The sequence below is a fragment of the Steroidobacter sp. genome, assembly GCF_036406195.1.
GTDB lineage: Bacteria > Pseudomonadota > Gammaproteobacteria > Steroidobacterales > Steroidobacteraceae > Steroidobacter.
Genome location: NZ_DASWVW010000052.1, coordinates 18525 through 32050, shown reverse-complemented (window position 1 = coordinate 32050; position 13526 = coordinate 18525). Strand labels below are relative to the sequence as shown.

8 protein-coding genes are annotated in these 13526 nt (G+C 63.0%); 5 read left to right on the top strand and 3 right to left on the bottom strand.

Translation table 11 applies throughout. The annotated features are described in order from the left end of the window. The first annotated feature begins 2 nt into the window (after positions 1-2). From VGE08_RS19950 to VGE08_RS19930, 5 genes are read left to right on the top strand one after another with little or no spacing between them, the layout of a single operon-like run. Entirely contained in the window at positions 3-2081 is a 2079-nt protein-coding gene (locus VGE08_RS19950; protein ID WP_331069677.1) for a BatA and WFA domain-containing protein, read from the top strand. Continuing rightward, complete coding sequence (locus tag VGE08_RS19945; RefSeq protein ID WP_331069676.1) at positions 2078-5794, top strand: hypothetical protein; 3717 nt, start codon at positions 2078-2080, stop codon at positions 5792-5794. The genes VGE08_RS19950 and VGE08_RS19945 overlap by 4 nt, the downstream gene beginning before the upstream one ends. Before the next feature lie 25 nt (positions 5795-5819). Next, on the top strand, positions 5820-6656 hold the full coding sequence (locus VGE08_RS19940) for a DUF4159 domain-containing protein (RefSeq protein ID WP_331069675.1): 837 nt from the start codon (positions 5820-5822) through the stop codon (positions 6654-6656). 30 nt (positions 6657-6686) lie between these two features. Beyond that, a complete protein-coding gene (locus VGE08_RS19935; protein WP_331069674.1) occupies positions 6687-6869 on the top strand; it encodes a hypothetical protein in 183 nt (60 codons plus the stop codon). Positions 6870-6919: 50 nt separating this feature from the next. Then, positions 6920-8731 (top strand): sensor histidine kinase, encoded by a 1812-nt coding sequence (locus VGE08_RS19930; protein ID WP_331069673.1) that lies wholly within the window; start codon positions 6920-6922, stop codon positions 8729-8731. 81 nt (positions 8732-8812) lie between these two features. Here the strand turns inward: VGE08_RS19930 and VGE08_RS19925 are convergent, their stop codons facing one another. The 3 genes from VGE08_RS19925 to VGE08_RS19915 form a co-directional block, all read right to left on the bottom strand. Continuing rightward, positions 8813-10045, bottom strand: coding sequence for an MFS transporter (locus VGE08_RS19925; protein ID WP_331069672.1), 1233 nt, complete (start codon positions 10043-10045; stop codon positions 8813-8815). A gap of 184 nt (positions 10046-10229) precedes the next feature. Beyond that, the gene (locus VGE08_RS19920; protein ID WP_349258752.1) at positions 10230-10970 is read right to left on the bottom strand and encodes a 3-hydroxybutyrate dehydrogenase; all 741 of its coding nucleotides are present in this window, start codon (positions 10968-10970) and stop codon (positions 10230-10232) included. Between the two features lie 22 nt (positions 10971-10992). Beyond that, positions 10993-13308 carry a TonB-dependent receptor gene (locus tag VGE08_RS19915; protein WP_331069670.1) on the bottom strand — a complete coding sequence of 772 codons (2316 nt, stop codon included), beginning with the start codon at positions 13306-13308 and terminating at the stop codon, positions 10993-10995. Positions 13309-13526 lie beyond the last annotated feature (218 nt).

Genomic DNA, 13526 nt, shown 5'->3' with positions numbered 1-13526 from the left:
CCATGTTCCTCGCGCCTGCATTCCTGTTCGGTTTGTTAGCCATTGGCGTACCCCTGTGGCTGCATCGCGTGGCGCGAGCGAACCCGACTCAACATCCGTTCGCGTCGCTGATGCTGCTGGAAGCCAGCGAAACCCAACGAACGGCCCGGCGAACTCTGCGTTATTGGCTGCTGCTCGCCACTCGAATCCTGTTGCTGATAGCGCTGGTGCTTGCGTTCGCCGGTCCGCAGCTGGCGGCGCGCATCATGCCGCAGCCGGATGCGAACGCTCAGCTGCACGCCATTGTGGTGGATACATCGCTGTCGATGCAGCATGGCACTCGCTGGCAGCGGGCGCTGCAGGAAGCAGAGCGGGTCATCGGGCAAGTGCCTTCGTCGGATCGCGTGATGTTGCTGGCGGGCTCGGGCCGGCGCATCTCTGTCGTGAGCGAGAGTACGCCAGCGAGTAACGCCGGAGCCGTGCGCGCATCACTGCAAGCGCTGAAGCCCGGTCTCGAGCGGCTTGATTATGGCTACGCAATGAGTACCGCCAACTCTTGGCTCGGCTCGCCGCGACCCAAGGTGGTGCTGCATCTGATCTCTGACATGCAGCGTAGCGCAGCGCCGCTGCGCTTTGCCGATCTGCAGCTGCCCGCCCAGACCCAATTGGAAATGCACGATGTGAGCGATGGGGCCGCCGGCAACATCTACATCACCGATGCATCGCGAGCGCCTCGGGATACGCGCTCGCTGCAAGCAACCATCGGCAGCTCCATCCCACGGCCGCAACAGCGCGATGTGATTCTTCGCGTGGATGACAAGGAAGTCGCCAGGAAGAACGTCACGCTAGCGGCTGCCACCGTTCAGCCCGAGATTGTTGCCGGCGAAGGCGGCAATGCTCCTGGCGCAGGCTTGATCTTGCAGCCGACAGTGCAGTCCACGACCAGAAGCGGTACGTCGTTTACTACCGTCACATTCAGCGACGTGAACCTCAATGCCGGCGCGCATCGCATCGAGGTGGTGCTGGAGCCTGCCGATGAGTTGCCGCAAGACGATCGCTACTACGCGGTGATCGAGCAAGCTGATCCCACCGCACTGCTGATCTCGCGTGACGCCAACGCCGATGATTCGGCGTACTTCGCGGCGGCCATCGGCGCATTGTCCGCGCCTCGCCTCACTATCGAGCAACGCGCCGCCAATTCCATGGATTCCGGCCGGCTCGGTAAATATTCCCTGATCGTCATCGCCGATCCGAGCGCCCTGTCGGGCGCCGCCGCGCGACGCATTCATTCCTATGTCGCCGCAGGCGGCGCCGTGTTGGCCACGCTCGGCGAAACGGTCAGCAATGACAACCCGCTGCTCGACGAGCTGAATGTCGGCGAAGCGCGCAACCGCACGGGGAAAGTGGGCGAAGTGGTGAGTACGCATCCGGTGCTGCGAGAGGCTGCGGATTGGAATCGCGTGCGATTCTTCCGACAACGCTCCGTCCGGAGCGCGGCCGACGACAAGACCTTGATTGCCCTGGACGACGGCACGCCGTTGCTGATCGAGCGCTCGCTGGGTGCGGGACGTATGCTGATCTTGACCATGCCAGTGGACCGCCGCTGGAACGATCTAGCCATTCATCCGCTGTTCGTGCACTTCATTGGCGCCGCGGCCAATTACCTGACGCAGGCCGAGGCGACGACGTCGAGCGCGCTGGTCGGCGCGACAGTGACCACCGGATTGACCGCGGGCGGTGGCGGGCAGATATTCGATCCGCAGGGCCGCCGGGTGCTGGGTCTGGCGCAGAGTACGACGGACCGCCTGATTCCCGAGCAGGCCGGGTTCTACGAAATTCGCGGCAGCGAAGGCGCGCGCTGGCTGGCGGTGAACGTGGACGCGCGTGAATCGGATCTCGCCACGTTGCCTCCGGATTTCGTCGCGCGCTGGCAGGCGTTGCGTCCACAGGAGTCGGCGCCCGCCGCGGCCGCGGCTTCGACTCCCGAGGCCATGCCGAAATCGCTCGGCCCCTGGTTGCTGTGGCTGGCAGCCGCGCTGCTGCTGGCCGAAGTGCTGTTGGCGAATCGCCATCTGGCCATTCGTCGCGAGGTGCCGAAATGACCTCACGTGAACGATTGGAGAGCTACCTGGCGGCGTTGCGGCGCCGGTTGCGCTCTCATATCTATTTGCAGGCTGCGGCTGCTGCCGCTGCGGTTACCTTGGTGGTCACGTGCGGTGCCGTCTGGCTGTTCAATCGGGAAGATTTCGCACCGTCGGTAGCGATCGGCGCGCGCGTTGCGTTGGTGGCATTGTTGGCTGCGGTTACGGTGCTGCTGTTGTGGCTGCCGCTGCGAAAACTGTCGCGCGATGATGGTTCACACGTATTCGAACAGCGATTGCCCGATGAGCGCGGACGCATCCAGACCTATCTGGACAGCAAGCGCCGTGAAGCAGAGGGACACAGCTCGCCGCTCATCGAGCTGCTCGCCGCCGATGCCGCCAATATCGCCGAAAAGACGCCACCCGCTGCGGTGGTTTCGCAGCGCCGCCTCCTTGCTGTCGCCGCCGTTGCCGTTATTTCTGTAATCGGACTGGCACTCCTGCTCGGTGCAGGCCCGTCTTATTGGGGTTTCGGCAGTCGTCACTTGCTGCTGGGCGCGGAGTTGCCGCGTGAAGCCATTACGGTGAAGCGAGTTACCGTCCTGCCCGGCGACGCCACTGTCCGCCGCAATAGTGATGTTGCCATCCGGGCAACTGTCGATGGATTCAATCCCAAACAGACGCAAGTGTTCGTGCGCTTCGCCGATCAGCAGCAATGGGAAGCCGCGCCCATGCGTTCGGCCGAAGAGGGGCAGTTCGATTTCAAACTTTACGCCGTGCGTGGGCCGCTGACGTACTACGTTCAAGCGGATGGCGTGCGCAGCGGCGAGCACAAGATTGGCGTCGTTGACTTGCCGCGCATCGAGCGTGTGCGCTTGACCTACTCCTATCCGGAGTGGACTGGGCTGGATTCGCTGACGGATGAAGAATCGCGCGACATTCGCGCGGTCGCCGGCACCGATGTCAAGGTCGAAGTATTTGCAGATGCGCCGCTCGAAGCACCGGCGCTGATCGTGGACGGCAACAGCCGGGAGTTGCGTAACGAGGGCAAGGCCAGCGTCGGTACCATCGCCGTGCAGGAACCCGGTTCGTATCAGATCGGTGCGCGCGTCGCCGATGAGTTCGTGGCGCTCAGCGACGAATACACCATCGAGATCGTTCCCGACGAGAAACCGACCATCGAAATTCGCAAGCCTGGCCGCGACTGGCGCGCCACCAGCATCGAAGAAGTGCCGGTGCGCATCCAGGCCGAGGATGACTTCAAGCTGCGCGATGTATCGTTGCTGTACTCGGTGAACGGCGGCGAATGGAAGAAGATGCCGGTGGGCGGTGGCGCTCGCCGCGCCGAGAGCGAATCGTTGCTGAGCATGGAAGACCTCGGCGCCACGGCCACCCAGGAACAACGCCTGTCGCCGGGCGATCTCGTTTCCTATTACGCGGTGGCGAAAGATCGCAAGCAGACCGTGCAGACCGACCTGTTCATGGTGCAGGTCCAGCCGTTCGAGCGCACCTTCAAGCAGGGCCAGAACGGCGGGGCGGGAAGCGGCGGCGGCGGTTTGGCCGACGAGCAAGGCGCGATCTCCGAGCGGCAGCGCGAGATCCTGCTGGCAACATGGAACCTGCAACGCAACGACGAGCGCAACGCCCGCTCGCGGGAGCAACTGCAAGACAGCGCGCGAATGCTCGCGGAATTCCAGACAACTCTTTCGCAACAGGCGCGCACGCTGGCACAAAGAACCCGGGCTCGCATGGATGTTGAAGCCGACGAGCGTGTGAAGACCTTCGTCGAGAGTCTCGAACGCGCGTCCGGCTTGATGGCGCCGGCGGCCGGTCATCTATCCGCGTTCCGTTTGAAAGAAGCCGTCACGCCGGAGCAGCAGGCGCTGCAACAGCTGCTGCGCGCCGAATCGGCGTTTCGCGAAGTGCAGGTGTCGATGCAGCAGGAAGGCGGCGGCGAAGGCTCGCAGGCCGCGCGCAATTTCACCGAGATGTTCGAGCTCGAAATGGATGTCGAGAAGAGCCAGTACGAAAGCGAATCGCAACTGTCGCAGCAGAACACCCAGCAGGAGATGAACGAGGCCATCCGCAAGTTGAAGGAGTTGGCCGAGCGCCAGGAAAAACTCGCGCAGCAGCAGCGCAATGCCCAGGCCCTTCAGGAGCAGCGTTGGCAGCAGGAGCAGTTGCGGCGCGAAGCCGAAGACCTGCGGCGCCGGCTCAGCGAGTTGAATCGCCAGCAGCAGGGTTCGCAACAGCAGCAGGCCAACAATTCATCCCGGCAGGGACAAGGCGGGTCCAGCTCCAGCGGCAATAGCGGCCAGCGCGGCAGCAATACCGATCAACAGCGCTCGGAGCTGGAGCAAGCGTTGCAGTCGGTCAACCAGGCGCTGGAAAACATGCGTGCCGCGAACCAGGAGCGCGGCGACAGCTCTGCCAAGGACTCACAGTCCTCCAAGGGCTCGCAGTCCGCGCAGCAGGCGAGCAAGAACCTGCGCCAGGCGCTGCGGCAGATCGACAAGCCGAATGCATCGCGGCTAAACGAGGCGCTCGAACAGTTCGCCGAACGCACTGGCGAGATACTCAAGGATCAGCAACGTATCGAGCAAGAGTTGTACAAGGCGTTGGCGCAAAGTGGCCAAGGCAATGAGTCGAGCTTCCGTTTCGGCGGGCGCGCCAATCTTGGCCAGCGCGAGATCAGGGATCTGGTCGAAGCGAAACAGCGGATGGCATCCGAGCTGTCCGAGCTGCAAGGCGATATGCGCGGCGCCGTGCATGAGCATCGCCGCAGCACGCCGAAAGCTACGCAGCGGTTGAGCGAGATCGTGCGTGACATCGAAGGCTCCGATGTGATGTACCGGCTCAATCGAAGCGCGGCGGAGATTTACTACGGACGTGCTCGGGAGGCTGCTCCTCGCGAAGGTTTGATTACCGATGCGCTTGAGACGCTACAGCACGATTTGCGCGAGACCGCGACTCAAGCAGCCGCGGAACGCACTCAGAAGCGTGACACTGCAACGACCGACGACTTGTTAGCTCAGGTTGCCGAACTGCGTCGCGCTATGCGCAATGCTCAGCAGGCCAACGGCACTGACCCATCGGCGCAAAGTCCCGGCCAGCAGTCCGAGGACGGCCGCAGCGGCGAACAAGGTGGCAGTCAGGCCGATCCCAATGGTCAGCATCGCAATGGTCCGCCAGGCGAAGCCCGCACCGCCCAGGCCAACGAGCGAGGCCAACAGGGTGGCGATAACAGCGAAGGCATGCAGGCGGAGGGCAGCGAAGGCGCGCCGGGCTCGCGCCAGGGTGGCGATTCGCAAAGGCAAAGCTCGCGCGGCGGCACTGCTGGCGCGCAGAACGGGCTGTCCGCCTGGAATCCCATCACTCCGCGTCAGGGTCTCAATACTCTCCAGGATGGTCGCGGCTCGTTGGCCCGGCAGACCAGCGAGATCAGTCAGCGCATTCGCGAGATCACCAATCGCATGAGCGGCGGCGAGCTGACGCAGGCCGAGATCGATGCCCTGCGGCGCCACGCCAATCAGCTGCGTCGCTTGAATGGCGATCCGATGGCCGAGCAGGGTGAGGCCATGATGAAGGTCATCGATCAGATCGAGCTCACTGCCTTGAACGCCGCGGCTCGCGCGCGAGGTGGAACACCGGCCCATGCAACGTTGCCGTCGCCGGAGTCGCCACGCTATCGCGAGGCCGTGGCCGAGTATTACCGTCGCTTGGGGAATCGCTGAAACTCGAGAGTCGCAGGCGCGGATCATGAGCAAGCGGCTTCCAGTTTCGTTGCTCGCCACCTGGGCCGCCTTCGCGGCGTTGGCCGCGCTCGCCGGCACGAACCTCATCACCGGTGACGGCGGCCGTTCGTCCACGCCTCCCGACCTGTCGCGTCTCAATATGGTCCGGGCCATCTATGACAGCGAGGGTGGCATGGGCGAGGCCTACTACGCCTATGACGGCCGCGTCTGGGCGCGCTGGGAAACGGATTTCCCTGAAGGTGACGACAACTTCAGCCATCGCTTGCGGCAGCTGACTCGTATCAATGTCGCGCCCCAGGCATCGAGCCGCCTGCTGACCGCGGCCGATCTCGGCGACTTTCCCATGCTTTACATGTCCGACCCGGGCTACATGGTGATCTCGGAAGAGGAGCGCGCCGCCCTCAGGCACTATCTGGCGCGCGGCGGCTTCGTCTGGGTCGATGATTTCTGGGGCGATGCCGAGTGGCAGCAGTTCGCCAACGTGATGCGCACCGTGCTGCCGAACCGGGAATGGCGCGTGCTCACGCCCGAGCATCCCATCTTTCACACCGTGTTCGACTTGAACGAGATGCCACAGATTCCCGCGCTGCCCTTCGCCAGTCCCGGCGGCAGCACCGCCGAATCGCCGGGCGCCCACAAGTTCCCGGCCGGCTCGCTCGACGAGCCGCAGATGCGCGCGTGGCTGGACGACGACGGCCGTATCATGGTCCTGGCTACCCACAACACCGATGTCGGCGACGGCTGGGAGCGCGAAGCCTATGGCGACTGGTACTTCGAGACCTTTTCCACGCGCTCCTACATGATCGGCGTGAACGTCGTGGTGTATGCGATGACGCACTGATTCCTGGCCCCCTCGATCCGATCCCGTCCCATGTCCAACGTCATCAATCTGAAAAAAGCCAAGCAGAAGCGCGCCGACGGCAAGACGCTGTGCACTTCCGGTTTTCACAAGTGGCAGCTGCTGTCCGGGCGCCGCTTCGATGTGAAACAGGGGCGGCTGGTGAGCACCGAGCGCTGCAAGCGCTGCGGTGAGGAACGCAACAAGCTGACTTGAGGCGGCGGAAGAGCCCACGCTGCAGGCATACTACGGCGATGGTTGCTGGAGTGGAAAAAATCAACACGGAGCTGGAGGTATCCCGGCCGCGGTGGACCGTAGCCTGGGCCTGGCTTGCCGGGCTGGCGCTTTACGGCATTGCGATCTATCTCGCCAGCAACGACCTGCAGCTGTGGATCAACGATATCGCCTGGACCCTCGCCGCCGCGGCGGCCACATTCTGCTGTTTCCGCGCCGCACGCCGGATCGAACCCGAGCGCCGCCGGGCCTGGATGACGATCGCACTGGCCTGCTGCAGCTGGCTGCTCGGACAGCTGCATTGGAATTATGTGCACCTGATTCTCGAGGTGGCACAGCCATTTCCCAGCCTCAACCAGATCTTCTACACAGGCTTTGCGGTGCTGGTGGTGGCCGGGGTGCTGCTGTTGCCCGAGGCCCGCAATCGGGAGCCGTTTACCCTCAAGCATGCCGGCAACCTCGGCCTGGTGACGTGCTGCCTGGCGGTTACGGTGGTGCTGGGCATGCTCGAGCCGGCCCTGCAGAGCCCCAACGTCACACCCACGTTTCTTTGGGTGGGCGTGACGCACACCCTGCTGGTCGCCGGCACGTTTTTGACCACCCTCGGTGCGTTGTGGACGTTCCGTTGGGGCGCGTCCTGGACACCCATGTTGCTGCTGGTGTGCGCGACCTGCGTCTATGCGGCCTCGAACTTCACTTATGCGCACGCGCTGCTGACCGAGAGTTACCTGCCGGACGACCTGGTCAATGTCAGCTGGCTGCTCATGTTCGGCCTGGTCTCGGCCGCGGCTCACGAACAGGCGTGGCTGAGCCAGCACGATCAGGGTGACATTACGCACAAGCGGAAAGCGCGCGAGCGCTGGTTGGAAGCGGTCATGCCCGCGTTGTTGATCCTCATCATGGTGATCGTCGCCGTGAGCAGCACCGCGACGGTTACACCCCGCGTGGTCTGGCTGTCGGCGACCATATTCATCCTGTTCGCCGTCATCCTGGGCGCGCGCGAGGCATGGCTTCAGAACGAGTCGCAACAGCTCACCGATCAGCTGATGCTGGCCAACCAGCAGTTGCAGGACGCGAATGCCGAGCTACGCCACAGCGAAGCACGCTATCGCGAGTTGACGACGGCGCTGGAGCAGCGCGTGGGTGAGCGCACCACCGAGCTCAAGCGGGCGTATGACGAGCTCGAAGGCTTCTCCTATGCCGTTGCCCATGATCTGAAAGCGCCGTTGCGCGCCATCAATGGCTTTGCCCATCTGTTCGAGGAGGAGATGCAAGGACAGCTCACCGAGCGCGCCCGCGACCATCTGGCGCGCATTCGTAACGGCTCGCTGAAGATGGCGACGCTGATCGATGACCTGCTTTCCTATTCGCATATCGATCGTCGTGGCACTCAGGCCAGCGTCGTGAGTCTGCCTTCGCTGGTGGATCAGGTGTTGAGTCCGTACCAGGACGAAGTGCAACGTCGCGGCATCGTGCTGACGGTGGTGGTAGAGCCGATGACATTGCGGGTCGACGCCAGTGGCCTGGCCCTGGCCTTGCGCAATCTTGTAGAGAACGCGCTGAAGTACACGCGCGATACCAGTAATCCGCGCATCGCAGTCGTCTGCCGCCGCAAGGACAACGGCGTAGTGCTGGCCGTGACCGACAATGGCATCGGCTTCGACATGCAATATCACGATCACATCTTCAAGTTGTTCCAGCGGCTGCACCGGGACGATCAATATCCCGGCACCGGCATCGGGCTCGCGTTGGTCCGCAAGGCCATCGAGCGCCTGGGGGGACGAGTGTTCGCGCAGAGCAAGCCCGGGCAGGGCGCGACGTTCACCATCGAGCTGCCCGGTTAAGAGAGAAGTGACCAATGAATGGTGACCAATGAATGGTCAGAAGTGCGTGCACGCCGCCTCCTTCTGACCATTCACTATTCATTAGTCACCAGTCACTTCTTTCCCAATCTTCCAAACCAGCGCGATCCTGGCCGGCATGGGCTTCTGATCCAGCAGGCGGATCACCAGCAACGTGCCCAGCAAAGCCAGAATCGACCCGGCGGTGAAAGCAGGCGCATAGCCGAGGGCATCGGCGAGCGCCGCGCCCGAGAAGTTGCCGAGCGGTCCTATCAACACGACCACGCTCGCAAACAAGGTGTAGTCAGTGCCGGCGTGCTCGGGATCGGATGCGTCCATCATCAATGTGAACAGCGCGACCGTGGCCATCGTGCCGATGACTCCCTCCAGGATGGTGGCGACCCATAGCAGCGGCACGCCGCCTATTCCCATCGCGGCCACGATGTAGGGTGTGAACGATGCCGCTTGCGCGATGCCGCTGGCCAAGACCGCCGTTCGTCGTCCCGCGGTGAAGGCGAACCATCCTCCGATCAACGCGCCGAGCAGAGCGGTGCCGGAGCCGACCGTGCCTTTCAGCAGCGCAATGCCTTCCTTGTTCATGCCCTGGTCGATGAGAAAGGGCCCGAGCAACGTCGCCACCATCTGATCGCCGAAGCGATACAGAAAAATAATCAGCGTGAAGCGCAGGATGCCGGGCTGTAACAAACGCTGCAGCCAACCGATGGCCAACTGTCGGGCCGTGTACGTCGACTGCTCCGCTGCCGCGGGCTCATCGAGCGCCAGCGTGGGCAACACGGTGAGCGTCAGCAGGCCGGCCATGCAAATGAAGGTCACCTGCCAATTGGTGCGCGCGAAGACGGCTAGTAGCAGGCCGCCGCCGAGGATCATGCCGAAGCGATATGCGCCGACTTGAATTGCGTTGGCGAGACCTCGCTCGCGCGTATCGAGCATGCGGACGGCGAGCCCATCGGTGATCACGTCCTGAGAGGCGGCGATCATGCTGAATCCGAATGCGGCCGCGATCATCACGATCAAGCCACGGCTTGGATCGGCGAAGATCAGCAGCAGGGTCGCGATGATGGAGAAGAACTGAAAGCCGAGCAGCCAGCGGCGCGGTGTGCCGGTGTGATCCAGGTAGGGAGCCCATAGAAACTTCAGCACCCAGGGGAGCGCGACCAGGCTGAGCGCACTGATCTCCTTGAGCGAATAGCCGGCTTCGCGCAGCAGGACGGGCAGCGCTACGGAGAAGAAGCCGAAGGGCAGGCCCTGTGCGATGTAAAGGGAGATCAGCAGGGTGATCTTGTAGCGGCGGGACATCGGCTGCGCAGGGCTGGAGGTTGGTACGTATCTTACAACGCGGCCGCAGAAAGTTTTTTGAAGGAGCTAGAGAGCGCTGACTGCGGTCGCGGGCCAGGATTCAGGCACACGCATCCAGAGCGCTTGCGCAGGCATGGCGCGCGCCGAAGCGTTTGGACGAGGAGTCTGCGCGGGCCCGGGCGCGTTACTGCGCGGTCCAGCCGCCGTCTAGGACGAGGCACTGGCCAGTGATATTGCGGGCGGCCGGACTCAGCAGGAATTCGACACTGCCGATCAGTTCCTCGGCAGTGATGAACTGCCCCTTGGGCATGGGCTTGAGCATGATCTCCTCGACCACCTGCTGCTCGGTCATCCGGTGAGTGCGGGCGAGCGCGGCGATCTGCGTCTCGACCAGTGGCGTCTTCACGTAGCCGGGGCACACCGTGTTGATAGTGATGTCGGCGTCATGTGTCTCGAGCGCGATGGTTTTGCTGAAGCCCACCAGCCCATGCTTCGCGGCCACGTATGCGCTCTTGTACGGAGATGCAATCAACGCGTGGATCGAGCCGATATTCACGATGCGGCCATAGTTGTTACGCCTCATCGAGGGCAGCGCCGCGCGCGTCAGCAACGCGGCGCCGGTCAGCATGACGGCAATCAACAACTGCCACTTTTCCGGCGGAAATTGCTCCAGCGGCGCGACGTGTTGCAGACCGGCGTTATTGATCAAAACGTCGGGTAGGTCATCGCCCAGAGTGCCGAAGGCGTCTTCGATCTGCCTGGCCTCGGACAGATCGAACGCCAGCACGCGCAACTGCGGAATTTCCTTCTGCAAGGCATCCAGCGGCTCGCGCTGCAGATCGCAGGCGATCACGCGATGGCCGGCCGCCGCGAAATGACGGGTCAGCGCGAGGCCGATGCCGCTCGCGGCGCCAGTGATCAGCATGCGATGTGTGCCAGTCACGCAATCAATACCGATAAGTCGCGGTCACCGACACAGTCCGCGGCGGCCCATAGAAGCCAATCTGGCTGAACCCACCCGTCGGACCCGCGGTGCCAAAGTCATATCCGGCCACGCGATATTCCTCGTCGAGGATGTTCTTGCCTTCCACGGCGAATCGCCAGGCTTCATTGGCCGTCGTGTAAGCCACGCCCAGGTCCAGAATGTCATAGGCCCGTTGATCGGTGATGCTGGCCGTGGTGTTGGCGACTTTGGTGGCGCTCCGGTACTGATAACCAGCATGCACGCTCATGTCGCCCGCACCGACTGACCACTGGTAGGTCGCGCCCAGGAACGTGGTCCAGTCGGGGGAATTGATGGGCTCGTTGAAGCCGCTCAAATCGATGCGGCAGCCCGGTGCCGGCGTCGGACAGCCGGTAAAGAACTCTTTGAACTCGGCATCCAGATAGCCGACATTCGCCACGACTGTCAGCCCGGCGAGCGGCCGCCACATCGTTTCCAGCTCCACACCCTGGTTCACCTGCTTGCCGGCGTTGAGCACGGCCGTGGCATTGGTGGGATTGCCATTGACCACGACAAACTCCTGCGTGGTGATCTGAATATCCTCGTACGGCGTGTAGAACGCCGTGAGATTCAGCTGCAGCGTGTCGTCGAGCCACGTCGACTTCATACCCACTTCGAAATTGTCCGCGGTCTCCGCGTCGTAACCATTGACCGTATTGGGATTGGTCAGCTGATTACCGCGCATGTCGAAGCCGCCGCTCTTGAAGCCCTGGGCGTAGCTGAAATACAGCATCAGGTCGTCATGCACGCGAAAGTCCAAGCCGAGGCGTGGTGAAACATCGGAGAAGCTGCGGTCGTTGGTGTAGTTGCTTTGCACCGTGAACAGGGTGAAGCCCGGCGGCAAGTTGTTCTGATCGAACAACGTCTGGTTCGGCGCGAGCACGCCGAGATACTGAGCCACGAACACGCTCGCCTCCTTGTCGTCTTCGTTCCAGCGTGCGCCGACGTTCAGGTTCAAGCGGTCGGTGAGCGACCAGGTCGTATCGAAATACACCGCGATGCTGTCGGTATCGACGCTGCCCTTGGTGAGCGAGGTCAAACCCAGCGTGCCCAGCGATGCGTCGAACGCACCTTTCGCGGTGCCGGTGAAGTAGTACACACCCGCCACGCCGTTCACCAGATCGCTGCTATAGGTGAGCTGCACTTCGCCGCTGCTCTGGTGGTCGCTGTACTGCGCCGGCACCTGGAACAGGTTGGCATTCAGCTCGTCGAAGTCGATGAACTGGCGCCCCTCGCCTTCGCGATACGCGCCGACGATTTTCAGATCGAGCGAGTCCGTCAGCGACTGGGTGTAAGTGGCCGCGATGCCCTTGTTGATGAAGCGGTCGCGATCCACCGGCATGTCGGTGCGCTGATCGTAACGGTCTCTCAGCCGCGGATAGATCCCGGCGGCCGGGCCGGCCGGCACCGTGAGATCGTTCAAGCGCTGGCCGCCCGTGGCGTTGGAATTGTCCTGCACGGTATCGGCAAGGATGCGTAACTTGGAATCTTCGCCCCACAAGAACGTGGCGTTGGCGCGCGCCGCGAGCACGTCCTTGTCGGAAACATCCTGGCCGACTCTGTTGTACGAGCGTGCGCGGCCGTCATCGACTATCTCGCCGTACCCGTCGCGCCGTAGATAGGCGACCGCGGCACCGAGGAATACGTGTTCATCGACCACCGGCATGGAGCCGCCGATCTTGATCTCGCGCTGGTTGTAACTGCCGCCGGTGGCGGAAACATTCAGCGCCGGCTCGTCAGTGGCGATATCGCGCGTCACGTACTTGATGGCGCCCGCGATGGTGTTCTTGCCGTACAACGTGCCTTGCGGGCCGCGTAGCACTTCGATTCGCTCCACGTCGTAGACGTCGAGCAAGGCGCCTTGCGGCCGGGCGATGTAAACGTCATCGATATAGATGCCGACGCCGGGTTCGAAGCCCCACAGCGGGTCGTTCTGCCCGACGCCGCGGATATAGGCATTGATGGTGCTGCTGGTCGCTCGGCCGGCATTCACTTTGATGTTGGGCGCGAACGCGGTCATGTCTTCGAGCGTGCGGACGTTCTGGGTCTGCAGCTGATCCGCCGTCAGCGCCGTGATCGCCACGGGCACATCTTGCAGGCTTTCTTCACGACGGCGTGCGGTGACCACCACGTTTTCGATGCCGGTGACCGATGGATCGCCGCCCGCCTGGTCCTGGGCGCCGGCTGGCGCGGGCAGCTGCATGGCGAGGATGGTCGCGATCGACAGGCGCAATGCGCCGCAAGAAGCATTGGTACTCATGCTCGTTCCCCCTGACTGACCCGCCCCTGAAGCGCTGACGATCACCTGATTCGAGGCTGGGTCGAATTTATTCATCAGGTGATGATTATCGGCAGATTGCCTCCGGGCGCGGCCGCTGTCAATTATTCAGCAGTTGATGAATACTGTCCGGGGGGTGGCGGCATGGAGCAAACGCGCGTCGAACAGGTATGCTGCCGCGGTTTCTACCTAGCCCGAGC